Consider the following 26970-nt stretch of genomic DNA (forward strand, 5'->3'; position numbering starts at 1 on the left):
TTGCGCTGCGCCTCAAAGTTCCGGCCCCATGGAAAAGTGCAGGCGAACCCCACCCTCGCCGCCCAGCGGATGGGCCAGGTCGACGCGAATCGGCCCAACTGGCGAGACCCAGCGAACACCGACACCCACGCTGCTCTTGAGGCTCGGCAACTCCAATGAGTTGAAGGAATTACCCTGATCGACAAAGGTCGCCAATCGCCACTTTTCGGTCAGTGAGTACTGATACTCGGCGCTGACCGCGAGCTGGTAACGCCCACCGATTCGGTCTCCGTCGGAGTTGGTTGGTGACAGGCTCTGGTAATCGTAACCGCGCACACTTTGATCACCACCGGCGAAATAGCGCAGCGATGGCGGTACGTTGGTGTATTCGTCCGTCCAGTTACCGCCCACCTCGACCCGCCCAAGCAAGCGATGCCGAGCGCCCAGGGTGGTCAGGCCCTTGACCGTCGCGTTGGCATGGATCAGATCAGCATCCGAAAAAAACCCTTCCTTCGCTGCACCCAGCTCGAACCTCAGGCGATAGCCATGACTGGGATCGAGACGGTTGTCGCTGCGCAGAAAGCTGTACGCCACGCCAGGCATCAGCAGGGTACTGACCCCGGAATCATCGCCCAGCTCGTACTGTTCATGACGCCACTTCAACGACCAAACCCGCTGCCAACCGCTGGGCAACCTGCGGTGCCACTCGGGACCGACCGTCAGCAGGCGACTCAGGCTGTCTTTATCGCTCAGCTCTTCGTACTGATAGCCAGCCGCATAGCGCAGCTTGTCAGTCAAAGGCGGGTCCAGCGGCACGTCATAGAAAAGACCCACATTCTGCCGCGGCGCGGACAGTTCGGACTCGATGCCGTAGCTGTGGCCCTGCGGATTGACCCAATGACGGGTGAAATCGAAGCGTATGCGTGGCCCGACATCGGTCGAATAGCCCAAACCGAGCCCGAGCGTGCGCGGCTCTCGCGTGGTCAACTGCACCGCAACGGGAATGCGTTGCTGGTCGGCATTGGCCGGATTGGCATCGACCCGCACCCCTTCGAAGTAGCCGCTGGACTGCATCGCCTGGTTAAGTTCGGCGATCAGCTCCGAGTCATAGGGTGTGCCGGGTTCGAACGGCACCATGCGCTCCAGCAGATCCGGGTCAAAAGGTGATTCACCTTCGAAGCCGACATCACCGAGCAGATAGCGCGGCCCGCTGTTGAACACCAACTCGACATCGGCGGTATTCGTGTCGGGGTTGATCTCCAGCCGTTGGCGCTCGAAGCGTCCGTCGAAAAACCCGTAGCGCGAAGCTTGGTTGAGGATCCGTTGCTTGGCCGCTTCGTACTGCCCGTGATTGAGCACGGCGCCTGCCTTCAAGGTGTTACGCGGCACCCGAAACGCCTGCAGCTGTGCGGCTGGCCCGTTGACCTGCACGGTGATATCGCGCAGCCGAACCGGCTCGCCGGGCTTGATTTGCAGCGCCAACCGCGGATTCTCTCCATCGGTGACGCTGGTTTCGATTTCAGCGTGGTAATAACCCAACGCCTGCAGCGCTTTGTTCGCCTGTTCCTGGGCGATACGGCTGTAGCGCAGCAATTCTTCTTCGTTACGATCGCCAAGTTCGCCAATGTAGTTCTCGACGTTCTCGCGCAGCGCATCGTTTGATGGCATGACTTTGACGTCCAGTTCAGCCGCGTACACCACTGATGCACAGCACAACATGAGGCCTATTGGAACTACACAGCGAAGGAGACGGATAAGCATGGCCACGGATGCTAGCACGCTGCGCACTGGGCTTCGGCAAAGTGTCGATGCGTGTAGCACGGCAGATACAGCGTCAAACAGATACATGGGGATACTTCTTTGGACACTATCAATACGACTGTCACCCCTGCCCATTCGTTCTAACGACTGGATGCCTCGATCTGTCGCGGCGCCGGGTGGAAGAACACATGCTCGATCACCGGTCCGATGGCCACCTGGCCGATCTCTTCGTAACCCTGACGTGCATAGAAGTGGAGGTAGCGAGGGTTACCGGTGTCGATCACCAGGCCCTCCGATGCGACATCCGCGGCACACCAGTTATGCAACGCTTCAAGAAGCTGCTCGCCATAGCGCTGTCCCTGACACTTGGGATGGACCGCCATTAACGGCAAGACATGAAAAGTGCCCGGTGGCAGGCAGCCCAGTACCGCAGCATGGTAATCGAGGTAGCGCCGTGTGCAGCGCAAGCCCGCGGTGAGCAGCATGCGCAGGCGCCAGGCCCAACTTTCGGTGATCTCCAGGCGACGTTGTGGTGGCGCGATCAGCGCGACGGCAATCAGTCGATCATCAAGGAGTAACCCCAACGCCGGTTGCCCCTGCAGCAAGTGTTGATTGACCAGCTCGCGCACGGTCGCGCGGACCCGTTGCTCGTAGCCCGGGCGGTCGGCTTCGAACAGATAAGCGAAGGTCGGTTCGTGTCGGTAGGCGTTGTACAGAAGCGAGCGTATTTCTCTGGCGTAACCACTGTCGAGCATTCGTACGTCTGCAGTCATCGGCATGGCGGTTCTCTTGTTGTTATATTCTGTCGCTGATTTCACGTTAGCAGCCGCATCCGGGTTCTGCCGATCTGGAACCGGGCTGACGATTACGACTCGCCGCAGCGCTGCGATAGCCCGTAGAATCCCGGTTTTTGCCGGAGCCGTCTTCGATGAAGCTTGTCTCATTTAATATCAACGGCTTAAGAGCCAGACCTCATCAACTTTCTGCCATTATCGAGAAGCATCAGCCTGATGTGATCGGCCTGCAGGAAACCAAGGTGTCTGACGAACAGTTTCCGCAAGCCGATATTGAAGCCCTCGGTTATCACGTCCATTTTCACGGCCAGAAAGGGCATTACGGCGTCGCACTGCTGTCGCGGCAAGCCCCATTGGAGATCCACAAGGGCTTTCCCGGTGATGGCGAGGAGTCGCAGAAGCGCTTCATCTGGGGCCGTTTTGCCGATGCCAACGGCGAGCCGGTTACCGTGATGAACGGCTACTTTCCTCAGGGCGAGAGCCGTATCCACCCGACCAAGTTTCCTGCCAAGACCAAGTTCTACGCCGATCTCCAGGCGCTGCTCGAAGAGCGCTTTACTCCGGAGCAATCCGTAGCCGTGATGGGGGATTTCAATATTTCGCCCGAGGACTGCGACATCGGCATTGGCGAGGTTAACGCCAAGCGCTGGCTGCGTACGGGCAAGTGCAGCTTCCTGCCGGAGGAACGCGAGTGGCTGACGCGACTGAAGAACTGGGGGCTGCAGGACAGCTTTCGCACACTCAACCCGGAAGTGGTCGATCGCTTCAGCTGGTTCGACTACCGCAGCCGCGGCTTTGAAGACGATCCACGTCGAGGCCTGCGCATCGATTTGATCCTTACAACAGCGGGCCTACACAACCGGGTAACCAACTGCGGTGTCGACTATGACATTCGCGGCATGGACAAGCCGTCGGACCACTGCCCGGTCTGGATCGAGCTGACCTGACTATTCAGCGCAGCGATACGAGCCGCGCGCTGCGCACAGTCGCGCGGCCAGTTTGCGAAGTGGTGCTCAACCTGAGCCGGCCCCAACCTAACGTCATATAACGGTAAACAAACCTTCTTAATCTCCCGGCTTCTTTGGAAAGGGAGACTCATTGCATGGCCTGTCTAGCATCCGCACGCATCACGGGGAAACGGGCGCTCAGCCTGGTCATTGCGGGGCTGCTTTGCATGAGTCCGCTGGTGATGAGCGCGCCATTGCAAGCCCTCCCGGTTGACGGTCCGGTTCTGCGGATTCAGGGGTCCAACACCGTTGGCGCCAAGCTCGCGCCGATGCTTATCGCCGGAATGTTCGAAGCCCGGGGCCTCAGCTCCGTTCGGATCAGCCCTGCTGGCAAGAAAAACGAGCAGCGCATCAGCGCGGTCGATAGCGCAGGCCGAACCTTTCATGCACGGGTTGCTGCCCACGGCACCGGCACCGGGTTTGCCGGCCTCAAGGATGGCTCCTCCGATCTCGCCGCCGCGTCGCGCCCTATTAAGGACAGTGAATACACCAGTCTGGCCAACCTTGGTGATCTGCGCAGCGCGGATGCCGAGCAGGTGATCGCCATCGACGGACTGGCGATCATCGTCAACCCGGATAACCCCGTCTCATCACTCAGCGTTGAGCAGGTCGCAAGCCTGTTTGCCGGTGAAATACGCAACTGGAAGGCGCTCGGCGGTAAAGACGTTCCGGTGGAATTACATGCACGGGATGATCAGTCGGGCACCTACGACACCTTCAAGGAGCTGGTGCTGGGTGCACAGAACAAGACGCTGGCGGCGGACGCAGCACGCTATGAGTCCAATGATCAGCTTTCGCAGGTCGTCAGCACCCGTCCCGGCGCGATTGGTTTTGTTGGCCTCGCATCGGTGGGCAAATCCCGCGCGTTGGCGATAGCCGACGGCGATTCGCTGCCTATGCTGCCCAGCACCGCGCTGGTAGCGACGGAAGACTACCCGCTGTCGCGGCGGCTGTTTTTCTATGCGAACCCGACGCAGCAGTCGCAGTGGACTCGAACCTTTCTGGCTTTTGTGCACAGTGCTGCTGGGCAGGCCATCGTTGCCGAGTCTGGCTACATCGGACAAGCCATCAACGCGATAACCCTCTCCCCATCGCCCGACATGCCGCAGGCTTATCAGAGCCTCGCCACCCAGGCGCAGCGTCTGACAGTGAACTTTCGCTTCGACGAAGGCAGCGCGCGCCTGGACAACAAGGCGCAACGTGACGTGGAGCGCCTGATCAAATATCTGCAAAGCACGAACAAGACCATGAGCGCGGCAGTCCTGGTTGGATTTGGCGACGCTCGTGGTGACCCGGCGCGTACCGCTTTGCTGTCCAAACTCCGCGCCATGGCTGTGCGTAGAGAGCTGGTTCGCGGTGGCATACTCGTCCAGAACATCAATGGTTTAGGTGATGAACTTCCAGTAGCGTCGAATACGCAGAGCGGTCGTATCAAGAACCGCCGCGTCGAGGTATGGGTGTATTGAGCAAGTTTGAACCAGTGCAAGATCGTATCGGTCGATAGCCCGCGGCGTACTGTCACGTCGCGGCGGGCGCAACTAAGCTCAGGCGACGTTCAGCAACGGAAATGAATCATGTATCTGGTTTGTGGCGAGGCTTTGTTCGACGTTTTCGCAGCCCCAGCGGGTGCCCGGCGCAATCGCCTGACCCTTGAGGCGGTGGCTGGCGGCTCTCCTTTCAATGTGGCGGTCGGCCTATCCCGGCTGGGAACGCCGGCCGCGCTGTTCACCGGCATGTCGCACGATCACTTCGGTCAGCAGCTGCGGCAGGTGCTTGAGGATGAGCGTGTCGATACGCGCTATCTGGTCGACTTCGATGCCCCTACTACGCTGGCGATGGTGGCTGTGGGTGCCAACGGCTCGCCCATCTACAGCTTTCGCGGCGACGGCTGTGCTGATCGGCTGCCACGCGACGAGCATCTCGCCCCGCTCGGCGATGAGGTTCGCGGCATCCACGTCGGGTCCTATTCCATCGTCACCGCGCCGATCGCCGACACGCTGCTCTCGGTGGTTCGCCGCGAAAGCGAGCGCCGGCTGATCTCGCTGGATCCCAACGTCCGCCTCAACGTCGAACCGGACCTCACCCGCTGGCGAGAGCGTGTCGAGGCAATCGCCGCGCTTGCGCACCTGATCAAGGTCAGCGACGAGGATCTCGCTCTGCTGTATCCCGGCGAAGCTCCGGAAGCCATTGCCCAGCGCTGGCTGCAGGGGCGTTGCGAGCTGGTCCTGCTGACACGCGGTGGTCAGGGTGCTCAGCTGTTCAGCGCTCACCACGGTGAGCTCTACGAAGCCGCCACAGCGGTGGATATCCGCGATACCGTAGGCGCTGGCGACACCTTCCAGGCGGCGCTGCTCAGCTACTTGCACGCCCATCGGTTGGATTCGCCCGCAGCACTGGCACAGATCGAACGCGATCAGCTTCAAGCGCTGCTCTCATTCGCCGTTCGGGCAGCGGCCATCACCTGCTCCCGCCGCGGTCCGGACTTGCCGTATCGGTACGAAATCGATTGATCGGTTGGCCACAGCGCTGTGAGCGTCTATAACCCCAGGGGACAAGAATAAGGACGACTGGACCGGGCATGAAAGCGCTGAAGATCTCCGACCCATCCTATGAGTTGATGGACGATCACCACGGCAACTCCCTGATTTACCGGGAGCATGGCTTTCCGTGCCCGCTGGTGCGCTGGCACAACCACAAGGAGTACGAGCTGCACCTGATCGTTGCGAGTTCGGGCAAGGTCTTCGTCGGTGACTATGTGGGTAACTTCGGGCCGGAGAGTCTGTTTCTCACAGGCCCACATCTGCCTCACAACTGGATCAGCCAGGTCGATGACGGCGAAGTCGTGGCCAAGCGCGACATGCTGGTGAACTTCACCGATGAGCTGTTCGAAGCGGGCAATAGCGTGTTCTCCGAACTGCGCAGCCTCACTCCAATGCTTGAGCGCTCGCGTTACGGCATCGAGTTCCGTTGCCCGCACACCATTTCCGAAGCCAGCCGGCTGATGCACCGCGTTGCGGACAGCCGTGGCGCCACCCGCCTCGGTTATTTCCTGATCATGCTTGAACTGCTCGCCAGTTGTGACGACTACCAGCTGCTTTCCGGGGCCACTTCGGCACAGCTCGGCGATGAGCATCACGCAGACCGCACCAACATGGCGGTCAACTACATCTTCGACAATTACATGCGTGAGTTGCCGCTCGAAGAGGTCGCCTGCCACCTGGGCATGAAACCGACCTACTTTTCGCGCTTTTTCAAACGTGCCACCGGTCGGTGCTACGTCGAATTCGTCAACAGCCTGCGCATCAGCAAATCCTGCGAATTGCTGCTGGACACCGACAAGCCGGTCACCGATGTGTGTTTCGAATCGGGCTTCAACAATCTGTCCAATTTCAATCGCCGCTTCCAGCAACTCAAGGGCATGACGCCTTCCTGCTATCGCCGCCTGATCGAGCAACGGCTGACCGAGCAGAACCTGGCAAGCTGATACGCATCCTCGCGTCCCGCTGCATCAAATGACGTCCCGCCGTACCCCTCTTTGCTCACGTCTATTGGTTTCAGACCGCGGCTCTAGCCTGAAGAGACGGCGCTTTGTTGCGCTGCGATGCCCTCTACCCCGCTCTTTTAACCGATGCCCAAGGAGTGCAAAAAAGTATCAGACAATGTGCAGTCAGGGCTTTGTGACCCGACGCCTCCAGGGTTGTAATGCTCGCGAGCCGCTCGTACCGCAGTACGCGAGCAACAACAAAAACAATAAGCGCTTCCGCCCCCTGGCCGCGGAAGAGGAGTTCCAGATGAAATTGACCCATTTGCTGCTCGGTTCCACCTGTATTGCGATGATCGGTGTGACGCACGCTGCCGCCGAAACCATTACGGTTGCCACCGTCAACAACGCGGACATGATCCGCATGCAGCGCCTTTCGAAGACCTTCGAAGAACAGCATCCTGACGTGGACCTCAACTGGGTCGTACTCGAAGAGAACGTCCTGCGCCAGCGCTTGACCACCGACATCGCCACTCAGGGCGGCCAGTTCGATGTGCTCACTATCGGCATGTATGAGGCCTCGCTATGGGGCGCAAAGGGCTGGCTGGCGCCCATGACCGACCTCCCCGAAAGCTACAAGCTGGACGACGTTTTCCCATCGGTTCGTGAAGGCCTTTCGGTGAACGGCACGCTGTATGCGCTGCCGTTCTATGCCGAAAGCTCGATGACTTACTACCGCAAGGACCTGTTCCAGGAGGCCGGGCTGGAAATGCCGGAGCACCCGACCTGGACGCAGATGGCGGAATACGCCAAAAAGCTGCACAAGCCGGGCGAAGAACAGTACGGCATCTGCCTGCGTGGCAAAGCCGGCTGGGGCGAGAACATGGCATTGGTGACCACCATCGCCAATGCCTTCGGCGCGCGCTGGTTCGATGAAAAGTGGCAGCCCGAATTCACCGGGCCGGAATGGACCAAAGCGGCTAATTTCTATGTCGACCTGCTGAGCAACTACGGCCCACCGGGCGCGTCCAGCAATGGCTTCAATGAAAACCTCGCGCTGTTCAACAGCGGCAAATGCGCCATGTGGGTCGATGCCACCGTGGCCGGCTCCTTCGTAACCGACTCTTCACAGAGCAAGGTTGCCGACAAGGTTGGTTTCACCTTTGCCCCGCAGGAAGTTACAGACAAGGGATCGGCCTGGCTCTACTCCTGGGCGCTGGCAATTCCAACCAGCTCGCAGAAGAAGGACGCAGCCAAGGAGTTCGCTGCCTGGGCCACATCGCAGTCGTATGCCAACCTGGTCGCCGAGACCGATGGCGTGGCCAATGTGCCGCCAGGTACTCGCGAGTCCACCTACAGCGAGGAATACATGGCGGCCGCGCCGTTCGCCAAGATTACGCTGGAGTCGCTGAAGCAGGCCGACCCTGCGTCGCCGTCCGCCAAGCCGGTGCCCTACGTTGGCATTCAGCTAGTGACCATTCCGGAGTTCCAGGCCATCGGTACTCAGGTCGGCAAGATGTTCTCCGCCGCGCTCACCGGGCAAATGCCGGTCGAGCAGATGCTCACGGCTGTGCAGCAAACAACCACGCGTGAAATGAAGCGCGCCGGCTATCCCAAGTAGGTCGCACCAGGCATCCCCACCGGACAGGGCTCACTTGAGCCCTCATGGCCTTCAGCCGGAGAACGCCCCATGGCTACCACCTCAACAGCCTTGCCCAAGGCCCCTGTTACCGATACGGCAAGCGAGTCGAACGAGCGCAAGCCGCGCCGGTTCGCACCCAGCTGGTTCCTCGTCAGCCCGTCCGTTGCGCTGTTGCTGCTGTGGATGCTGGTGCCGCTGTCGATGACCGTGTACTTCTCGGTGATCCGCTACAACCTGCTCTACCCGGGCGAGAATGGCTTCGTCGGGTTGGAGAATTTTCAGTACTTCCTGACCGACGCCGGCTTCATGCCCGGCATGATCAACACTTTGCTGCTGGTCGGCAGCGTACTGCTGATCAGCGTGGTGCTCGGCGTGCTGATCTCTGCGTTGTTGGAGGCGGCGGATTTCGCTGGTCGCGGCGTAGTTCGCGTCTTGCTGATCTCGCCGTTTTTCATCATGCCGACCGTCAGTGCCCTGGTCTGGAAAAACCTTATCTACCATCCCGTCTCCGGCATCCTCGCCGCCGTCTGGAAGTTCTTCGGCGCGCAGCCCATTGACTGGCTGGCCCAGCACCCGCTGCTCTCGATCATCATCATCGTGTCTTGGCAGTGGCTGCCCTTCGCAATCCTGATTCTGATGACCGCCATGCAGTCGCTCGATCAGGAACAGAAGGAAGCCGCCCGCCTCGACGGCGCCGGCCCGATCGCGATTTTCTGGCACCTGACGCTGCCGCATCTGGCGCGCCCCATCGCCGTAGTGGTGATGATCGAGACCATTTTCCTGCTCTCCGTTTTCGCTGAAATCTTCACCACGACCAGTGGCGGCCCCGGCTACGCCTCCACAAACCTTGCCTATCTGATCTACACCCAGGCGCTGCTGCAGTTCGACGTCGGCATGGCCTCCGCCGGCGGCCTGATCGCCGTGGTGATCGCCAATATCGCGGCGATCATCCTGGTGCGCATGCTCGGCAAGAATCTCACCGAAAAATACTGAGGACAGACCGATGCTGACGCTCAAACAAAGTCGCCGCCTCAATACCCTGGTGGTCGGGCTGCTCGCCTGGGCCGTGGCGCTGCTGCTGTTCTTCCCGATCTTCTGGATGATCCTGACCAGCTTCAAGACCGAGATCGACGCCTTCGCCACGCCGCCGCAGTTCATCTTCACGCCCACGCTGGAAAACTACCTGCACATCCAGGACCGCAGCGGCTACTTCAAGTACGCCTGGAACTCGGTGACCATCTCCTTCGGCGCCACCGCGCTGGGCATGCTGATCGCCATTCCCGCCGCCTATTCCATGGCCTTCTACGAGACCAAGCGGACCAAGGGCACCCTGCTGTGGATGCTCTCGACCAAGATGCTGCCGCCGGTGGGCGTGCTGGTGCCGATCTACCTCCTGGCCAAGCAGTTCGGCCTGCTCGACAGCCGCGCGGTGCTGATCATCATCTACACCCTGATCAACCTGCCGATCCTGGTCTGGATGATCTACACCTACTTCAAGGACATCCCTCGCGACATCCTCGAAGCCGCGCGCATGGACGGCGCCACGCTGATGCAGGAAATGCTTCGCGTGCTCTTGCCGATCAGCAAGGGCGGCCTCGCCTCGACCATGCTGCTTTCACTGATCCTGTGCTGGAACGAGGCCTTCTGGTCGCTGAACCTGACCTCTTCCAATGCCGCGCCGCTGACCGCGCTGATCGCCTCCTACTCCAGCCCCGAAGGGCTGTTCTGGGCCAAGCTCTCGGCCGTTTCCACCCTCGCCTGCGCGCCCATCCTGATATTCGGCTGGATCAGCCAGAAGCAGCTGGTCCGTGGCCTGTCGTTCGGTGCCGTGAAATAACCGCCGCCGTATCAACAAGACCGACAAGAACAAAAGAGGATTCGAACATGGCAGACCTGAAGATCCACAACCTGAAGAAAGGTTTCGACGGCAACGAGATCATCAAGGGCATCGACCTGGATATCCGTGACCGTGAGTTCGTCGTCTTCGTCGGCCCCTCCGGCTGCGGAAAGTCCACTCTGCTGCGGTTGATCGCCGGGCTCGAAGAAGTCAGCAGCGGCACCATCGAGCTCGATGGTCGGGACATCACCGACCTCAGCCCGGCCAAGCGTGACCTGGCCATGGTGTTCCAGACCTACGCCCTGTATCCGCACATGACGGTACGCAAGAACATGTCGTTCGCCCTCGACCTGGCCGGTGCCGACAAGCAGGAAGTGGCGCGCAAGATCGAAGCCGCCGCGCGCACCCTGGAGCTGGAACCGCTGCTCGAACGCAAGCCGCGCCAACTCTCCGGCGGGCAGCGCCAGCGGGTCGCCATCGGTCGCGCCATCGTGCGCAACCCCAAGGTCTTCCTTTTCGATGAACCCCTGTCGAACCTTGACGCCGCGCTGCGCGTGCAGATGCGCCTGGAGCTGTCGCGCCTGCACCAGGAGCTGCAGGCCACGATGATCTACGTCACCCATGACCAGGTCGAAGCCATGACCCTGGCCGACAAGGTCGTAGTGCTCAATGGCGGGCGCATCGAACAGGTCGGCTCGCCCATGGAGCTCTACCACCATCCGGCGAACCTGTTCGTTGCGGGCTTTCTCGGCACGCCAAAGATGGGTTTCCTCAAAGGGCGTATCAGCCGGACCGACGCTGCAGGCGTTGAAGTCGAGCTGGAAGCCGGCTGCCGCCTATACCTGCCACGGGGCGGCGCGCTGGCGGTGGGCGACCCGGTTACGTTGGGCATTCGTCCGGAGCATCTGAACCGTGGCAGCGAAGGCAATTGCCAGCTGACCGTAAAGGCCGATGTCAGCGAGCGACTGGGTAGCGACACCTATTGCCACGTCATCACCCGCACCGGCGAGCCGCTGACGATGCGCATCCGTGGCGATTTCACGCCGCGATATGGCGAGCCATTGACCCTGGACCTGGAGGCCGCGCACTGCCACCTGTTCGATCGCAACGGACTGGCCGTCGGCCAACCGCTGCAACAGGTCGCCTGACCGCCAGACCGTTCCAGCAACAACCCGCTCGCCGACGTATCGCTGCCATCACGGCAGCGATTACGCCGCCGGCTTTTCCCCTTTTCACGCCCAGCGAGGCCTGACATGAAGTTGAATGAACAGAACCTGCCGCAGCTGCCGGCGCACATCGCTCGTCCGTCCTATTCGCTCGGGTCGGTCACGGCCGGCATCGCACACATCGGGGTCGGCGGGTTTCATCGCGCCCATCAAGCGGCCTACACCGATGCGCTGATGAACACCGGTGAAGGACTCGATTGGGGTATTTGGGGCATCGGCACCCGCGCCGACGAGGTCTCCATGCGCGATGCGCTGGCCTCGCAGGATTACCTATACACCCTGGTCGAACTCGACGACCGCCCAGACACCGAGGTCCGCGTGATCGGCAGCATCCGCGACATGCTGCTTGTGACTCAGGACGGTTCCGAAGCAGTAGTCGCCAGGCTCGCCGACCCGGCCATCCGCATCGTCTCGCTGACCATCACCGAGGGCGGTTACTGCATGGACGACAGCACCGGCGAGTTCAACGCCGCGCTGCCACAGATCCAGCATGATCTGGCCAATCCACGGGCGCCGATCAGCGTCTTCGGCCTGATCTGCGCGGCACTCGCCCGGCGCCGGGGCGAAGGCACGGGGCCCTTCACGGTAATGTCCTGCGATAACCTGCCCCACAACGGCGACGTCACCCGCAAGGCAACCCTGGCCTTCGCCACACGGGTGGATGCCGAGCTGGCCGGGTGGATCGAGCAGAACGTCAGCTTCCCCAACGCCATGGTCGACCGGATCACGCCGATGACCAGCGCCGCACACCGCAAGGACCTCAAACAGCAGCACGGCATAGACGATGCCTGGCCCGTCGTCTGCGAGCCCTTCGTGCAATGGGTGCTGGAGGACAGGTTCGTCGCCGGCCGGCCTGCCTGGGACAAGGTCGGCGTGCAGTTCACCGACGATGTCGCGCCCTACGAGGAAATGAAGATCAAGCTGCTCAACGGCAGCCACCTCGCGCTGACTTACCTCGGGTTCCTGCGCGGCTATCGCTTCGTGCACGAGACCATGGCCGACCCGCTGTTCGTCGAGTACATCCGCCGTTATATGGACGACGACGTTACGCCGCAGCTGGCCCATGTACCCGGTATCGACCTGACGGAGTACAAGCGGACCCTGATCGAACGGTTCTCGAACTGCGCGATCGCCGATCAGCTTGAGCGCGTCTGCTCCGACGGCTCGTCGAAATTTCCCAAATTCAGCGTGCCCACCATCAATCGCCTGATCACCGATAACGCCGAGCTGGACCGCGCGGCGCTGGTCGTCGCGGCCTGGGCGCTGTACCTCAAAGGCGTCGACGAGAATGGAACCTCGTACAGCATTCCCGATCCGCGCGCCGAGTTCTGTCAGTCGCTGGTCGAGGACGATGAAGGCCTCGCTGAGCGGCTGCTGGGGCGCGAGGAAATCTTCGGCAAGCAGATTGGCCGGTCCCCGGCATTTCGCGATGCGTTCGAGCGCAACCTGCTGCGGCTGCGGACGCTGGGTGTCAGCGGCACGCTCGATCTGTTGCTGAAACGCTGAGGAAGACGCCATGTATCTCGGTATCGACTGCGGAACCCAAGGCACAAAAGCACTGCTTCTTGATGCAGACAGCGGTCGTGTGCTGGGTCAGGGCTCGGCCAGCCACGAGCTGATCAGCGGACCAAACGGGCGTCGCGAACAGGAAACCGAGCAGTGGATTTCAGCCTTCGAAAAGGCCACCGCAGGCGCTTTGGCTGACGCCGGCGCGGACGGTCGCAAGGTCCTCGGTATCGGTATTTCCGGCCAGCAGCACGGCCTGGTCACGCTCGGTGCCGAAGGCCAGGTACTGCGGCCTGCCAAGCTCTGGTGCGACACCGAATCGGCTGACGAAAACCGCCGCCTGCTCGACTGGCTGGGCGGCGAACAGTGTTCACTCGAACGCCTCGGCGTGGTCATTGCGCCGGGCTACACCGTTTCCAAACTGCTGTGGATGAAAGAACAGCATCCGCAACTGTTCGAGCGCATCGCGCATGTATTGCTGCCGCACGATTTCCTCAACTACTGGCTCACCGGCCGCTGCTGCAGCGAGTACGGAGACGCCTCTGGGACCGGCTATTTCGACGTGCGCACCCGGAAATGGGACTTCGGGATCTTGCGGCATATCGACCCAAGCGGTCGCATCGAAGCCGCGCTGCCCGAGCTGATCGAATCACACCAGTCCGTTGGCCGGCTGCGTCCAGAGCTGGCGAAGCGCCTGCGCCTGAACCCGCAGGCCATCGTTTCGAGCGGCGGCGGCGACAACATGATGGGCGCGATCGGCACGGGGAATATCAGCTCTGGCGCGATCACCATGAGCCTGGGCACCTCCGGCACCTTGTACGCCTATGCCAACCAGCCGCGTATCAGCCCGCAGCCTTCAGTCGCGACGTTCTGTTCGTCCAGTGGCGGCTGGCTGCCGCTGATCTGCACGATGAACCTGACCAATGCAAGCGGCGCCATTCGGGACCTGCTGCAGCTCGATCTTGAGCAGTTCAACGCCCTGGCGGCGCACGCTCCGATTAGCGCTGAAGGTGTAACCATGCTGCCGTTTCTCAACGGAGAGCGTGTACCCGCCCTGCCCCAGGCCACGGCCAGCCTGCATGGCCTCACCGCGGACAACCTCACCCGCGCCAATCTTTGCCGTTCGGTGGTCGAGGGCGTGACCTTCGGCCTGCGCTACGGCTTGGATCTGCTACGCGACAGTGGCATTCGCAGCGAGCGGATTCAGTTGATCGGTGGCGGTGCGAAGAGTCCGCTGTGGCGGCAGATGGTTGCCGACATGATGGCGACACCGGTGGTTTGTACCACCCACAGCGAAGCCGCTGCACTGGGCGGCGCAATTCAGGCCGCCTGGTGCCATGCGAGACAGAGCAACCCTGAAGCCAGCCTTGAAGCATTGTGTGAGCGCTGCGTCAGTGTTGACGAGGCAACCGCAGTCGAGCCTGAACCCGGCGCAGTTCAGCGCTATGAACAGGCCTACCGGCGTTATCGAAGTCTAATTAGCAGCACCTACGGTCAAAGCACACCGCCGGATCTGACGACGATTGCGCCGTGATGAGTTGAGCATGGGCCGAACGTGGTCACAAACCAACCGCATCGCATCGCAGGTGTCAGTAGACGCAAGCTAATCCGCTCCATATGTCGCTTGCAGCGCAGAGACAACCACAAAAAAGGCAGAGCCATGCTCTACGGCTCTGCCTTCTTGGTGGCGCCCGCCAACTCAGCGGCTACGCAACATTTCCCGCGGGAAGTACTTGCCCAGTTCATGCTTGGCAATCGAAGCGCGGTGGACCTCGTCCGGGCCGTCAGCCAGACGTAGGGTGCGCTGCATGGCCCACCAATGTGCCAGCGGGAAGTCCTCGGAGACCCCGGCACCACCGTGAATCTGGATGGCACGGTCGATGACCTTCAGCGCGACGTTTGGTGCCACGACCTTGATCTGTGCAATTTCACTCGCGGCGACCTTGTTGCCAACCGTGTCCATCATGTAGGCGGCGTTGAGCGTCAACAGTCGCGCCATGTTGATCTCGATCCGGCATTCGGCGATGTGGTCCAGGTTGGCGCCCAGTCGCGCCAGCGGCTTGCCGAACGCGGTGCGGTTCACGGAGCGCTCGCACATCAGCTTCAGCGCACGTTCGGCGACACCGACCGAGCGCATGCAATGGTGAATACGACCTGGGCCAAGGCGGCCCTGAGCGATCTCGAAACCGCGGCCCTCGCCCAACAGCACATTCTCGTAAGGCACGCGGACGTTCTCCAGCAAGACCTCGGCATGGCCGTGCGGCGCGTCGTCGTAGCCAAACACCGGCAGCGGGCGCAGGACTTCCAGGCCCGGTGCGTCCATTGGCACGAGGATCATCGAATGCTGCTGGTGACGCGGCGCATCAGGGTTGGTAAGACCCATGAAGATCATCACCTTGCAGCGAGGATCGCAGGCACCGGAGGTCCACCACTTGCGACCATTGATGACCCATTCGTCACCCTCGCGTACCGCGCGGGCTTCCATGTTGGTGGCGTCGGACGACGCTACGCCTGGTTCGGTCATGCCGAACGCCGAACGGATCTCGCCACGCAGCAACGGCTCCAGCCACTGCTTCTTGTGCGCTTCGCTACCGTAGCGAACCAGAACCTCCATGTTGCCGGTGTCCGGTGCCGAGCAGTTGAAGGCTTCCGGGCCAAGCCCCGAGCTGCCCATGATTTCAGCCAACGGCGCGTATTCGGTATTGGTCAGGCCAGCACCCAGCTCGGAATCCGGCAGAAACAGGTTCCACAGGCCCTCGGCTTTCGCCTTGGCCTTGAGTTCCTCGACGATGGCGGTTGGCTGCCAACGGTCGCCCTCTGCGACCTGCTGGTAAAAAACCTTTTCGGCGGGATAGACGTGAGCATCCATGAACGCTTGCACACGCTCTCTCAGCTCTTGAACCTTCGGGGAGTAGGCGAAATCCATGGGCGATGACCTTCTGGCAGGTAATGTTTTGTAATTTTGAATGCTAGAGGACGCCTGTTGATTTATCTAAGCTATTTTCCTCGTGTATAAACATTCATCACCGATATATGATCGGCGAACCCCGATACACGCCAGAGAGCACAACAATGAACCTGAACAAGGTCGATCTGAATCTATTCATTGTCTTCGACGCCATCTATACCGAGGCGAACCTCACCCGCGCCGGACAGATCGTGGGCATTACCCAGCCAGCCGTTTCCAACGCACTGGCACGCCTGCGGGAAACCTTCAACGACCCACTGTTCGTGCGAACCGCTCAAGGCATGGTGCCGACGCCGATGGCGCAGAACATCATCGGGCCGGTACGTAATGCGCTGCAGTTGCTGCGCGTCTCGGTGCAGGAAAGCCGCACCTTCAATCCGCTGCAGGCAAACAAGACCTTTCGCATCAGCATGACCGACCTCACCGAGGCTGTGGTGCTGCCGCCGCTGTTCCAGCGCCTGCGTCGCCTGGCGCCAAACGTGAAGATCGAGAGCATGCTAGCCAAGCGTCGCGAGACCACCAAGGAGCTGGCCGCCGGGCGACTGGATTTCGCCATGGACGCCCCGCTCAACACCGACCCACAAGTGCGCCACGTCAAACTGCTGGAAGACCGCTATGTCTGCGCCATGCGCCGCGGGCATCCGCTGGCCAAGGACAAGCTCAGCGTCGAGGAATACCTGTCGCTGTCGCACATCCATATTTCGAGCCGGCGCAGCGGGCTGGGCATGGTCGACCTGGCCCTCGGAAAGATGGGCCAACAGCGCAAGATCGCCCTGCGCTCGCAGCACTACATGATGGCAACCCAGGTGATTCAGCAAACCGACATGGCAGTCACAGTTCCCGAGCGTTTCGCCCGTCGTCATGATCTGTACCAGGTGCCCTTGCCAGTGGATATCCCGCCGTTGGAGACACACATCTACTGGCACGAGAGCACCGATCAGGACCCGGCCAACCGCTGGATGCGAGAGCAGATGATCGAGATCGCTCAGCAGGTTACGGCGGCGCAGCAGGCCGACTGAGTATCTAGCGGAGAATCCGAAAACAACCGGCACGCGCAATGCGCGCCGGTCTGACTCAGGCGCTTTCGCGCATCACCACTTCAAAGCCCACATCGATACGCCGTTGCGGCGGCGCTTCACCGCGCATCAGGCTCAGCAACATCTGTCCAGCCAGCTTGCCAATCTCACCACGGGTGGTGCGCACGGTAGTCAGCGCCGGGTGCATCCAGGCGGCCGCTGGCAGGTCGTTGAACCCGGCAACAGCCAGCCGTTCCGGCACTGCCAAGTTCAGCTGGCGAGCACGAAACAGCGCACCCAGCGCCAGGTCGTCGTTATTGAAGAAGATTGCATCGATCTTCGGATGCTGCGCAAGTAACCGGTCGAGCAACTCGGCGCCCAGTCCGATGGATGAAACCTGCGGGGTGAGCAGCTCAAGCGCGGCATCGTATCGCGAGGCGCCGCGCATGACCTGTCGATAGCCTTCGGCACGCTGCAGCGTCCGCGGATCGAGTTGCGCGGCCGCAAACGCGATGTTGCGGTAGCCGCGTTCGAGCAGCTTGCGAGTCATGGCCGCGCCGGCTTCGAGCTGGGAAAAACCGACGCAATACTCCTCGTCAGCATCGCTCAGCTCCATCAGCGTCACGATTGGACTGGTGTAGCTGCCCAGCACTTCGCGCGCGGCATCGCTGCGCTCGAAGCCAGTGACCAGCAGCCCCGCCGGTTGATGTGCCAGGTAGGCACGCAACAGACGTTCGTCTTCTTCGGGATGGTAATGGCTGACGCCGATCATCAGCTCATAGCCCGCCGGCATCAGCACGCGCTGAATAGCTTCTACGGTATCGACGAACACCGCGTTCGATAACGAGGGGATGATTACTGCGACCAGATTCGAGCGCGCGCTCGCCAAGTTCCGCGCCGCCGTATGCGGGACGTAACCCAAGGCCTTGACCGCGGCCATCACTCGCTCGCGCAGGGCGTCGGACACCCGCTCGGGTTGCGACAGCGCACGTGAGGCGGACATCAGTGAACAACCGGCACTGCGAGCCACATCGGACAACGTGGCCCGCTCAAGCGAACGGCGACGACGAGAGCTCATGGTGGGATCCAGCGGCGAAAGGGCGGAGATTCTATACGGGAAGGCGCCCCGAAGCAGGCCAGGTGAGCACTGACAGACGCCAGCGTTCACCCGGCCTGAATGGGGTGCAACCGCTTACTTCGGCGCTTTTTCGATCGCTGCCTGTACTTCGTTGAACAGCGGCTCGCCAACCGTATCGATCACGGTCTGGATGGCAGGCTTGGCCTGCTCACGCATGCGCTGGATTTCCTCCGCGCTGACCTTGTTCACTTCCATGCCGTGCTCCTTGATCTTGGCCAGGGCTTCGCGCGCTTCGGCGCGGGTGTCCTCGCGTTCGGCATCACGCGCTGTCTCGGCCGCCGTCCTGATAATGTCCTGCTCGGTTTTCGACAGGCCATCCCACCAGCGCTTGGAGGCCGTGACGATCCATGGGCTGTACACGTGGTTGGTCACGCTCAGGTACTTCTGCACCTCGTAGAACTTGGACGAGAGGATGGTGTTATAGGGGTTTTCCTGACCGTCGACTGCCTTGGTTTCCAGTGCAGTAAACAGCTCGGAGAACGGCAGCGGGACAGCATTGGCGCCCATCAGTTTGAAGGTATCAATGAACACTGGGTTCGGCATGACCCGCAGTTTGATGCCGTCGAAGTCTTCCATCTTCTCGACCGGGCGCACGTTGTTGGTCAGGTTGCGGAAGCCGTTCTCCCAGTAGGCCAGGCCAACAAGACCCTTTTCCTCAAGCGCGTCCATGACTTTCTGGCCCACCGGACCATCCAGCACGTAGTCCGCCTGTTTTTCGCTTTCAAACAGGAACGGCGTGTCCCAGACCGCCATCTCTTCAGCCACGCCGACCAGAGTTGCGGTCGAGCCGACCATCATTTCCTGAGCGCCGCCCATCAGTGCGTTCTGCATCTGATCGTCAGACCCCAGGCTGGCAGAACCAAAGGTGCGAACCTTGAGCTTGCCGTCAGACGCCTTTTTTATTTCCTCGGCCAGTAACTTCGCGGCGCGCCCCTGGTTGCTGTCCTCGTTGAGCCCGTAGCCGAAGCGAATCATCCGCGGCCGAATGTCGTCAGCTGCCTGAGCGGTGACTGCCGTGATAGCGCTGCCAAGGGTGGTGGCGGCCAGCGCCGCGATGAGAAATCTTTTCATGCTCTCTTACCTTTTGTTGTTGTGGATGAAGGGGTGAAGCTCAAGCCTCGCGTCGGTCATCGCAGCCACGCCAGTGGCACGGTGATGATTGACGGCACTGCAATCAGCAGAATGACGATGGCCAGATAGATGGCGAAGAACGGGACGACACCGCGCACCAGTGTTTCCATGCGCAGCCGCCCTATTCCGCCGACAACGTTGAGCACCGTTCCAACGGGCGGCGTGATCAGACCGATCGAGCCGATCAACACGAACATCACGCCGAAGTACACAGGATCGATGCCGGCCTTCACTGCAATCGGCGCCAGCACCGGGCCGAGAATCAGAATGGTCGGGGTCAGGTCGAGCACCATACCGATCGCGACCATCAGCACCATGATGGCGACCATCAGCAGCTTGGGATCTTCAGCCAGCGGGCCGAGCATCGAGGCGATTTCATCCGGCAGCTGAGCCAGGGTGATCATGTAGGCGGAGACGATTGCTGCAGCGCAAAGAAACATGACCGATGCCGTGGTGCGGCTGGCGCGTGTCAGCACCTCGACGACACCGCCCCAACTCAGTTCGCGATACAACAGCGTCGACACCAGCAACGCATAGACTGCAGCCACCACTGCCGCCTCGGTCGGCGTGAACAGGCCGAAACGCAAACCACCCACGATGATGACCGGCAGCATCAACGCAGCCGCGCCATCGACCAGTGCCTTGCGGCGTTCGGCGCCGCTGGCCTTCGCCTGAGGGGGTTCTTCGATCTTGCGGGCGATCAGCGTCCACGCCACGACAAGCCCGGCGCCCATGATCAACCCCGGAACCATACCGGCGAGAAACAGCTGACTGATCGAGGTATTGGTGACAACGCCGTAGATCACGAACGGCATCGACGGCGGAATGATCGGCGCGATGATCCCGCCCGCCGCCACCAGGCCCGATGACGAACTCAACGGGTAGCCGCGCTCGCGCATCATCGGCAGCAGCAGCGTCGCCAGCGCGGCGGTATCGGCCAACGCCGAACCGGACATGCTGGCCAGCAGGACCGACGCTGCAATCGCCACGTAGCCGAGGCCACCGCGCTTATGGCCGAAATAAGCCTGCGCCATGTTGATGATCCGGCGCGAGATGCCGCCCGCATTCATCAATTCGCCGGCGAGGATGAAGAACGGCACCGCCAACAACGGAAAGCTGTCGGCACCGGCCTGAAGGTTCTGGGCCAGCAGTTGCACATCCCAGAAATCCAGATACCACATCAGCACCGCGCCGGTAAGAATCAGCGCGAAGGCGATCGGCATGCCGAAGGCCATGAAGCCAAACAATGACGATAAGAAGACAACGACAGTCATGCACGGACCTCGGGTGGGCGTATGCCCTTGTTGTTATCAGGAATCAATCGGCCGTTACGTTGGCTTCGGCGATGGGTAACGGCGGCTGTCGACGCCAGACATTGACCAGCTGGATCAGCGCCAGGACCGCAAGCGCGACCATGCTGGCGGCGACCGGAACCATCGCCACGGCCAGCGGATAACCCACCACCGGGCTGTTGATGGTCCAGCCGAATTGCATCTGATTCCATCCGCCCATTGCGGCCAATACACTGGCCACCGCGACCATGATCCAGCTGACCGAATCCACCACTCGGCGAAACAGATGCGGAAACCGGTCGCGAATCATGCTGAAGGCCATCAGCTCGCCTCGGCGCATGCTCGAAGCCACACCGACGAACACCAGCCAGACGAAGGCCAACCTCGAAAGCTCTTCTGCGCCGGTCCAACCCGTGCCGAACGCATAGCGCAAGACCACGCTGCTGAACACCACGATGACCATGAAGGCCAGCAGAGCCGCCATCAGCCAATCGGTAATCCGGTCGAAGCCCTGCGCGAGCTTGCCGCCATAGATCGGCTGGGTGGTCAGCTCGGCGCCCTTCAGCTCGACGTGCTCGACACCTGCCGCAGTGTCGGCCTGGGTTGCGCGCTGACCGCCGCCCTTGCCGCCGCGCTTGTTAGCGCTATCAAGCGGGGCCGCAGAAAGGTCCTCCTTGGCGTTGATCGCCAGACCACCATCCTGATTCATCCAAGTGACGATCTCATCCAGCACTTGCTCGCGCGGCTGACTGGCATCAACCACGAGTACATGGGGCTCACCTGCCGGCGATTCGAGCGTTGCGAACTGGCTATCCACCAGCGAAATCGGCATGAAATGACCGGCCCGCCCGCCAACGCGCTGGACCGCCGTGTCGTAATCAATGGAAAGATGCGCAAAGCACAAACCAGGCACGGCGTCGCGTAGCAGCTCGCGGTAACGGCGCTTCAGGGCAGAACAGGCGAGAACGAAGCTGACGTCTTCATCGATAGCGCGTTGCATTTCAACGACGAGTTTCTGCAGCCACTCGACGCGATCGGCATCCGATAACGGCGTGCCGGCACGCATGCGCGCAACATTTTCTTCAGGATGGAAATGATCGGCTTCGATGTGTCGATAGCCCAGCGCATCGGCTACGGCATGGCTGGTTTCGGTCTTGCCCGAACCACTCACGCCCATCACCACCAGTGCGCGGCGGTTAGGGCGGAATTCGCTGTGGGTGTGGTAATCCACTGTCGGTCTCCGGCGGCATCGTTGTGCCACATTATGTTTGTGGACCGGATGGTAGCGCTAACATACAACAAACCATAACTACCGTTCGTCGGGTTTTCTTGTCTCTGAACGGTCGCATTCACTGCATTCCCGCTTCGGTTTGCTGGGTTGTCCCACTACAATCGCCGCCGCATCCGAGGAGATCCGTAATGCCAAAAGCCATGGCCCGTCACATCCTGGTGAAGACCGAAGCCGAAGCCGTACAACTGAAAAAGCGCATTGCCAACGGCGAAGCCTTCGACGTGTTGGCAAAAAAATACTCGACCTGCCCGTCGGGCAAGAAAGGTGGCGATCTGGGAGAGGTACGTCCGGGGCAGATGGTGCGCAGCATCGACCAGGTGATCTTCAAGAAACCGCTACGCGAAGTGCACGGTCCCGTCAAAAGCCAGTTCGGCTATCACTTGGTGCAGGTGTTCTATCGCGACTGAGACATCTCAGTCGTCCTTACCGAAACGCTGTAGCTGCATCTCGTGCAACCGACTGAGTGTCCGGCGAAACGCGAAGGACAGATAACCTTGGGTATAGAGCTCATCCATGGCTACCCGGGCCTCCAGATACAGCGGCACGCCCCGGTCATAGCATTCATCGACCAGCGCAATGAAGCGCCTGACGCTGTCGTCGTGCGCTGCAAGCTTCGGCAGCTCGCGATCACCCGCGTCTACTCGCGTCGCACCATCCTCCGTCCCCCTGGCGATGCGCCCTTCCCGCTGTTCGCCGCCCAGCTGCGGCACTGCGCTGATCAGGATCGTCGAATAGCGATCGCATAGCTCGATGAAGTCCAGCGCGGAGAACGGCTGCTCGCACAGCGCGGCAAAGCGGCACCAGAGCACTGAATCACTGCTGCACACGACTTGTAACGATCGGCGTCCGACGAGAACCGCCTTGCTATCAGTCGCCTCGCCCCTGCTTAGGCTGTCGAATACCGAGCGCAGCGCCCCGTCTTCGTGCGGCTCACTGACCCAATAGCGTTGTTCAGCCACGCCTGGGCGCAGGCGATGATCAGCACCGCCATCCACATTGACGACCTGCATGTGGCACTCGATTGCATCAATGGCTAGCAGGAAGCGCTCGCGGTTGAAGCCGTCCGTGTAGAGCTGGCCAGGCGACTGGTTGGATGTTGCAACGATCACCACGCCCTGTTCGAACATGACCTGAAACAAGCGCCCTAGGATGATCGCATCGCCTATATCGGCGACGAACAGCTCGTCAAAGCACAGCACCCGCACCTCTTCGCTCAACTCCTTCGCCAGCGCCTGTAGCGGATCTGGCGTGCCGTTGAGCTGGAACAGACGAATGTGTACCCAGCGAATGAAGTGGTGGAAATGCTGACGCCTTGCCGGCACTTGGAGGCTGCGATGGAACATATCCATTAACCAGGTCTTGCCGCGCCCGACCGGGCCCCATAAGTAAACGCCGCTTGGCGATTCGCTGGTCGCATCACCATGCAACGCCTCATGGCAGCGTTGCAGTCGCTCGACCGCGCGCAGCTGGGCTGCGTCACTGACGTAACCCTCACGAGCGATAGCTTGCTGATACAGGGCAAGCGGAGTGTTGAGTTCCATTGGGGTCGGCCGATCTGAGCGAGGGCGGCGATGGTAGCGCAGACAGGCCCGATGAGTAGAACGAGCGAGCCGCTCGTCGACCGCCGAAGCGGTGTCATTAAGCTGTCGCACGCCAAACATAACGTCACAGTCCCGTCGATTACCTTATGGAGCTGCGTCGTGACTGACGATAACCAAAACATACTGTTCGGCAATGGTGATGAACTGCCGAGTAACCGCTCAGCCAACCCTCACATCCAGAACGTCATCGATGCGGGGCGCCGCAAGGTACTAGCTGGCGGCGCGGCGTTCGGCGCACTTGCCTTTCTCGGCGGGCTGCCTTCGATCGTCGAAGCCGCCGAGCCGGCGAAGATTGGCGACGGCTCACCCTTCCCACGGCGTAGCCGCCTCTCCTTCGGTACGGTGGCAGTCACTCGAGCCGACACCATTACCGTACCCGCTGGCTATTCCGCGAAAACATTCATTCCGTGGGGTACGCCAATCTGCGGTCGCTATCCCGCGTTTCTCGAAGACGCCAGCAACAGCGCGGAAGACCAGGCCCAGCAAACCGGCATGCACCACGATGGCATGCACTTTTTCCCGATGGACGCCCGATTCAAGGGCCGCAAAAGCGACCACGGCCTGCTTGTGCTGAACCACGAATACATCGATGCGCCGCTGCTGCATCCCAACGGCCCGACAGTCGTTGAAGGCAAACGCGTGGATGCCGATGAAGTACGCAAGGAAATCAACGCGCACGGCGTTTCCGTTGTCGAGGTACGCCGGGGCCCGCAGAGAGACTGGTCGGTATTGCCGTCGGCACGCAACCGCCGCATCACAGGCGCTACGCCGATGCGCATCGAAGGGCCGGCTCGTGGCCATGACCTGATGAAGACGCGCTACAGCCCGAGCGGCACGTCCACCCGCGGCACGTTGAACAATTGCTCGAGTGGCTATACGCCTTGGGGCACGTATCTGACCTGTGAGGAAAACTGGGCGGGCTATTTCGCCACACGCGACGCAGAGTTGCCACGCCATCTGGAGCGCTATGGCCTTCGCTCGAGCGGTCGTTACGGGTGGGAGACCGTTCGCGGCGACGAATTCGAGCGTTTCGATGCGACTACGACGGCCGCAGACCCCCGCGCCGACTATCGTAACGAGCCCAACACCTTTGGCTGGATTGTCGAAATCGATCCGTTCGACCCCGACTCGACGCCGGTCAAGCACACCGCCCTGGGCCGCTTTGGCCACGAAGGCCTGGTATTTGCACCGACCAAACCGGGCTGGCCGCTTGTCTGCTACTCCGGTGACGATTCGCAGAACGAGTACATCTACAAATACATCAGCCGCGACAAGTACCGCCCGCAGCGCAGCGATGGCCGGCTGCTCGACGATGGCACCCTGTATGTTGCGCGCTTCAACCCGGACGGCAGCGGCGACTGGCTGGCGCTGGATATCGAGGACGCAGCCTTCCAGCAGGCCTGTGCTGCAGCAAACATCAGCTTTGCCGATCAGGGCGAGGTGTTGATCAATACCCGTCTGGCAGCGGACATCGTCGGCGCGACCAAAATGGATCGCCCGGAATGGGGCGCCGTCCATCCCGACACCGGCGAGGTGTATTTCACGCTCACCAACAACAGCTCGCGGCAAGAAGCCGACGCAGCCAACCCTCGCGCACCAAACCCCACCGGACACATCATCCGTTGGCGTGAGGAAGGCAAGAATCAGGTGGGCACTCGATTTCAGTGGGACCTGTATCTGCTTGCCGGACCGCAGAGCGATAGCCGTGACCCACGCGGTCGGCCATTGACCGACGAAAACATCATGGCGAGCCCGGACGGACTCTGGTTCGACGACGAGGGTCGGCTCTGGATCCAGACCGACATGAGCGGGAGCCAACTGCGCAGCGGGCCGTTCGGCAACAATCAGATGCTGGTGTCGGACCCGAAGAGCGGCGAAACCAAGCGCTTCCTGGTCGGCCCCCTGGGCGCCGAGGTGACCGGTATTACCGCAACCCCGGACTTCCGCACGCTGTTCGTGAATATTCAGCACCCAGGGGAAGGGTCCACGCCGACCGAGTACACCAGCACCTGGCCCGACGGCCCGGGTCGCAGGCCGCGCTCGGCGACGGTGATCATCACGCGTGATGACGGCAAGCGTATTCTCTAGCGCAAACGGCGTCCGGCTCGCCCGGACGCCTACTGGGATGAAGGTTTGGCGTCGGGGGAAATGAACAAGGCCCAAGACGACATGAACAAGGCAGCAATCAGCGGCCCTATTACGAAGCCGTTCAAGCCAAACAGCGCGAGCCCACCCAGCGTCGAAATCAGCACCAGATAGTCAGGCATCTTGGTGTCCTTACCTACCAGAATCGGGCGCAGGAGATTGTCTACCAGGCCAATCACCAGAATGCCGTAGAGCGTCAGGATCACGCCCTGGACAATCATGCCCTGGAGCAGAAAGTAGATGGCGACCGGTGTCCAGATCAGCCCGGCACCAATCGCTGGCAGCAAGGACAGAAACGCCATCAGCACGCCCCAGAGCAGCGAGCCGGGAATCCCCAGGATTGCAAAGATCACTCCACCGAGAAATCCCTGGGTAATCGCCACCACAATGTTGCCTTTGACCGTAGCCCTCACCACGCGGGTGAACTTGCTGAACAGCCTGCGTTTCTGGTTATCGGTCAGCGGCAACGCGCGGCGGATTTTCGCAACCAGCTCGCGTCCGTCCCGAATAAGAAAGAACAGCAGGTAGATCATCACGAAAAAGCTGACCAGAAACTGAAAGGTGCCCTGGCCGAAACTGAACGCTTTGGTGGCGAGAAACTGGCTGCCTTGCAAAGCGCCGCTCGCGAGTCGCTCGCGCATCTGCTCGAGATCGCCAAGACCGAAGCGCTGCAGCTGCTGTTGCAGCGAGTCAGGCAGCATTTCCCTCGCGCCAACGACGAACTGGCCGACGTCGAGCTCTCCACTTTCTATCTGCTTATAGAGCGACGAGCCTTCCTGGACCAGCAGACCGGTGATCAGGATCACCGGAAGTACCGCCACGATCAGGCACACCGTCAGTGTGATAAGCGCCGTCACGTTTGGCCTGTTGCCAAGACGCCGCTGCAGGCGACGCTGCAGCGGCGAAAAGATGATGGCGAGAATGACGGCCCAGAACACGGCCCCGTAGAAGGGAAAAAGTATCCAGCCGAACGCAATGCTCACGGTCAGCAACAGAGCGAGAAAGACTTTCTGCTCAAGGGTTGTGGTCACGGGTGCATCCTATCGCTGCGGTTGTATCTGTTAGTCAGCGATTGTCGTCAGGAGTGCTGACGGGCCACGATCCAGCGAAACAGCCGACGCGCTGGCGACGATACGTCGTGCCAGCGCGAGCCGC

General features: G+C 61.1%; 22 protein-coding genes. 13 read left to right on the forward strand and 9 right to left on the reverse strand.

Annotated features, from left to right (window positions below):
- Window positions 1-12: 12 nt before the first annotated feature.
- Together PSTU_RS0101320 and PSTU_RS0101325 are read right to left on the reverse strand one after the other, a co-directional pair.
- Complete coding sequence (locus PSTU_RS0101320) at window positions 13-1698, reverse strand: autotransporter assembly complex protein TamA (RefSeq protein WP_237709821.1); 1686 nt, start codon at window positions 1696-1698, stop codon at window positions 13-15.
- 182 nt (window positions 1699-1880) lie between these two features.
- Entirely contained in the window at window positions 1881-2519 is a 639-nt protein-coding gene (locus PSTU_RS0101325) for a GNAT family N-acetyltransferase (RefSeq protein ID WP_019339246.1), read from the reverse strand.
- 149 nt (window positions 2520-2668) lie between these two features.
- Between PSTU_RS0101325 and xthA the strand changes: the two genes are divergently transcribed.
- The 10 genes from xthA to xylB all read left to right on the forward strand — a co-directional run bounded on the left by xthA (window position 2669) and on the right by xylB (window position 14767).
- On the forward strand, window positions 2669-3481 hold the full coding sequence (xthA, locus tag PSTU_RS0101330) for an exodeoxyribonuclease III (protein WP_019339247.1): 813 nt from the start codon (window positions 2669-2671) through the stop codon (window positions 3479-3481).
- A 155-nt stretch (window positions 3482-3636) separates the two neighbouring features.
- Window positions 3637-5007 (forward strand): substrate-binding domain-containing protein, encoded by a 1371-nt coding sequence (locus PSTU_RS0101335; protein WP_019339248.1) that lies wholly within the window; start codon window positions 3637-3639, stop codon window positions 5005-5007.
- 108 nt (window positions 5008-5115) lie between these two features.
- Window positions 5116-6051, forward strand: a complete 936-nt coding sequence (locus tag PSTU_RS0101340) for a carbohydrate kinase family protein (RefSeq protein ID WP_019339249.1) — start codon at window positions 5116-5118, stop codon at window positions 6049-6051.
- A 68-nt stretch (window positions 6052-6119) separates the two neighbouring features.
- Complete coding sequence (locus PSTU_RS0101345) at window positions 6120-7025, forward strand: AraC family transcriptional regulator (RefSeq protein ID WP_019339250.1); 906 nt, start codon at window positions 6120-6122, stop codon at window positions 7023-7025.
- A gap of 307 nt (window positions 7026-7332) precedes the next feature.
- A complete protein-coding gene (locus tag PSTU_RS0101350) occupies window positions 7333-8643 on the forward strand; it encodes an ABC transporter substrate-binding protein (protein WP_029404558.1) in 1311 nt (436 codons plus the stop codon).
- A 69-nt stretch (window positions 8644-8712) separates the two neighbouring features.
- Window positions 8713-9657 (forward strand): carbohydrate ABC transporter permease, encoded by a 945-nt coding sequence (locus tag PSTU_RS0101355; RefSeq protein WP_019339252.1) that lies wholly within the window; start codon window positions 8713-8715, stop codon window positions 9655-9657.
- A 10-nt stretch (window positions 9658-9667) separates the two neighbouring features.
- Window positions 9668-10501, forward strand: a complete 834-nt coding sequence (locus PSTU_RS0101360; RefSeq protein WP_019339253.1) for a carbohydrate ABC transporter permease — start codon at window positions 9668-9670, stop codon at window positions 10499-10501.
- 47 nt (window positions 10502-10548) lie between these two features.
- Window positions 10549-11649, forward strand: coding sequence for an ABC transporter ATP-binding protein (locus PSTU_RS0101365; protein ID WP_019339254.1), 1101 nt, complete (start codon window positions 10549-10551; stop codon window positions 11647-11649).
- Between the two features lie 105 nt (window positions 11650-11754).
- Entirely contained in the window at window positions 11755-13233 is a 1479-nt protein-coding gene (locus PSTU_RS0101370; RefSeq protein WP_019339255.1) for a mannitol dehydrogenase family protein, read from the forward strand.
- 10 nt (window positions 13234-13243) lie between these two features.
- On the forward strand, window positions 13244-14767 hold the full coding sequence (gene xylB / locus PSTU_RS0101375; protein WP_019339256.1) for a xylulokinase: 1524 nt from the start codon (window positions 13244-13246) through the stop codon (window positions 14765-14767).
- A 165-nt stretch (window positions 14768-14932) separates the two neighbouring features.
- Here xylB and PSTU_RS0101380 read toward each other — a convergent pair whose 3' ends face one another.
- Entirely contained in the window at window positions 14933-16159 is a 1227-nt protein-coding gene (locus PSTU_RS0101380) for an acyl-CoA dehydrogenase (protein WP_019339257.1), read from the reverse strand.
- 146 nt (window positions 16160-16305) lie between these two features.
- Between PSTU_RS0101380 and PSTU_RS0101385 the strand changes: the two genes are divergently transcribed.
- Complete coding sequence (locus tag PSTU_RS0101385; protein ID WP_019339258.1) at window positions 16306-17220, forward strand: LysR family transcriptional regulator; 915 nt, start codon at window positions 16306-16308, stop codon at window positions 17218-17220.
- A 55-nt stretch (window positions 17221-17275) separates the two neighbouring features.
- On the opposite strand, the gene PSTU_RS0101390 is transcribed toward PSTU_RS0101385, so the two are convergent.
- The 4 genes from PSTU_RS0101390 to PSTU_RS0101405 all read right to left on the reverse strand — a co-directional run bounded on the left by PSTU_RS0101390 (window position 17276) and on the right by PSTU_RS0101405 (window position 21955).
- Window positions 17276-18295 carry a LacI family DNA-binding transcriptional regulator gene (locus PSTU_RS0101390; protein WP_019339259.1) on the reverse strand — a complete coding sequence of 340 codons (1020 nt, stop codon included), beginning with the start codon at window positions 18293-18295 and terminating at the stop codon, window positions 17276-17278.
- Window positions 18296-18409: 114 nt separating this feature from the next.
- Complete coding sequence (locus PSTU_RS0101395; RefSeq protein WP_019339260.1) at window positions 18410-19426, reverse strand: TRAP transporter substrate-binding protein; 1017 nt, start codon at window positions 19424-19426, stop codon at window positions 18410-18412.
- A gap of 56 nt (window positions 19427-19482) precedes the next feature.
- Window positions 19483-20760, reverse strand: a complete 1278-nt coding sequence (locus PSTU_RS0101400) for a TRAP transporter large permease (RefSeq protein WP_019339261.1) — start codon at window positions 20758-20760, stop codon at window positions 19483-19485.
- Window positions 20761-20803: 43 nt separating this feature from the next.
- The gene (locus PSTU_RS0101405) at window positions 20804-21955 is read right to left on the reverse strand and encodes a gluconokinase, GntK/IdnK-type (protein WP_029404559.1); all 1152 of its coding nucleotides are present in this window, start codon (window positions 21953-21955) and stop codon (window positions 20804-20806) included.
- A 242-nt stretch (window positions 21956-22197) separates the two neighbouring features.
- Here PSTU_RS0101405 and PSTU_RS0101410 point away from each other — a divergent pair, with 242 nt between their 5' ends.
- A complete protein-coding gene (locus tag PSTU_RS0101410; RefSeq protein WP_019339263.1) occupies window positions 22198-22476 on the forward strand; it encodes a peptidylprolyl isomerase in 279 nt (92 codons plus the stop codon).
- A 6-nt stretch (window positions 22477-22482) separates the two neighbouring features.
- On the opposite strand, the gene zapE is transcribed toward PSTU_RS0101410, so the two are convergent.
- Window positions 22483-23610, reverse strand: coding sequence for a cell division protein ZapE (gene zapE, locus PSTU_RS0101415; protein ID WP_019339264.1), 1128 nt, complete (start codon window positions 23608-23610; stop codon window positions 22483-22485).
- 159 nt (window positions 23611-23769) lie between these two features.
- Between zapE and PSTU_RS0101420 the strand changes: the two genes are divergently transcribed.
- Entirely contained in the window at window positions 23770-25758 is a 1989-nt protein-coding gene (locus PSTU_RS0101420) for a PhoX family protein (RefSeq protein WP_019339265.1), read from the forward strand.
- 29 nt (window positions 25759-25787) lie between these two features.
- Here the strand turns inward: PSTU_RS0101420 and PSTU_RS0101425 are convergent, their stop codons facing one another.
- A complete protein-coding gene (locus PSTU_RS0101425) occupies window positions 25788-26846 on the reverse strand; it encodes an AI-2E family transporter (protein ID WP_019339266.1) in 1059 nt (352 codons plus the stop codon).
- Window positions 26847-26970: the final 124 nt, after the last annotated feature.

The sequence above is a fragment of the Stutzerimonas stutzeri SDM-LAC genome (assembly GCF_000235745.1).
Lineage (GTDB): Bacteria > Pseudomonadota > Gammaproteobacteria > Pseudomonadales > Pseudomonadaceae > Stutzerimonas > Stutzerimonas stutzeri_H.

Excerpts from the sequence above, each read along its gene's own strand:
- PSTU_RS0101380 (WP_019339257.1), bottom strand. The coding sequence starts at position 16,159 with ATGGATTTCGCCTACTCCCCGAAGGTTCAAGAGCTGAGAGAGCGTGTG.
- PSTU_RS0101370 (WP_019339255.1), top strand. The coding sequence starts at position 11,755 with ATGAAGTTGAATGAACAGAACCTGCCGCAGCTGCCGGCGCACATCGCT.
- PSTU_RS0101335 (WP_019339248.1), top strand. The coding sequence starts at position 3,637 with ATGGCCTGTCTAGCATCCGCACGCATCACGGGGAAACGGGCGCTCAGC.
- PSTU_RS0101360 (WP_019339253.1), top strand. The coding sequence starts at position 9,668 with ATGCTGACGCTCAAACAAAGTCGCCGCCTCAATACCCTGGTGGTCGGG.
- PSTU_RS0101365 (WP_019339254.1), top strand. The coding sequence starts at position 10,549 with ATGGCAGACCTGAAGATCCACAACCTGAAGAAAGGTTTCGACGGCAAC.
- PSTU_RS0101320 (WP_237709821.1), bottom strand. The coding sequence starts at position 1,698 with ATGTTGTGCTGTGCATCAGTGGTGTACGCGGCTGAACTGGACGTCAAA.
- PSTU_RS0101405 (WP_029404559.1), bottom strand. The coding sequence starts at position 21,955 with ATGGGCGTGAGTGGTTCGGGCAAGACCGAAACCAGCCATGCCGTAGCC.
- PSTU_RS0101400 (WP_019339261.1), bottom strand. The coding sequence starts at position 20,760 with ATGACTGTCGTTGTCTTCTTATCGTCATTGTTTGGCTTCATGGCCTTC.
- xylB (WP_019339256.1), top strand. The coding sequence starts at position 13,244 with ATGTATCTCGGTATCGACTGCGGAACCCAAGGCACAAAAGCACTGCTT.
- PSTU_RS0101395 (WP_019339260.1), bottom strand. The coding sequence starts at position 19,426 with ATGAAAAGATTTCTCATCGCGGCGCTGGCCGCCACCACCCTTGGCAGC.
- PSTU_RS0101325 (WP_019339246.1), bottom strand. The coding sequence starts at position 2,519 with ATGCCGATGACTGCAGACGTACGAATGCTCGACAGTGGTTACGCCAGA.
- PSTU_RS0101350 (WP_029404558.1), top strand. The coding sequence starts at position 7,333 with ATGAAATTGACCCATTTGCTGCTCGGTTCCACCTGTATTGCGATGATC.
- PSTU_RS0101385 (WP_019339258.1), top strand. The coding sequence starts at position 16,306 with ATGAACCTGAACAAGGTCGATCTGAATCTATTCATTGTCTTCGACGCC.
- PSTU_RS0101340 (WP_019339249.1), top strand. The coding sequence starts at position 5,116 with ATGTATCTGGTTTGTGGCGAGGCTTTGTTCGACGTTTTCGCAGCCCCA.
- PSTU_RS0101355 (WP_019339252.1), top strand. The coding sequence starts at position 8,713 with ATGGCTACCACCTCAACAGCCTTGCCCAAGGCCCCTGTTACCGATACG.
- xthA (WP_019339247.1), top strand. The coding sequence starts at position 2,669 with ATGAAGCTTGTCTCATTTAATATCAACGGCTTAAGAGCCAGACCTCAT.
- zapE (WP_019339264.1), bottom strand. The coding sequence starts at position 23,610 with ATGGAACTCAACACTCCGCTTGCCCTGTATCAGCAAGCTATCGCTCGT.
- PSTU_RS0101390 (WP_019339259.1), bottom strand. The coding sequence starts at position 18,295 with ATGAGCTCTCGTCGTCGCCGTTCGCTTGAGCGGGCCACGTTGTCCGAT.
- PSTU_RS0101345 (WP_019339250.1), top strand. The coding sequence starts at position 6,120 with ATGAAAGCGCTGAAGATCTCCGACCCATCCTATGAGTTGATGGACGAT.
- PSTU_RS0101410 (WP_019339263.1), top strand. The coding sequence starts at position 22,198 with ATGCCAAAAGCCATGGCCCGTCACATCCTGGTGAAGACCGAAGCCGAA.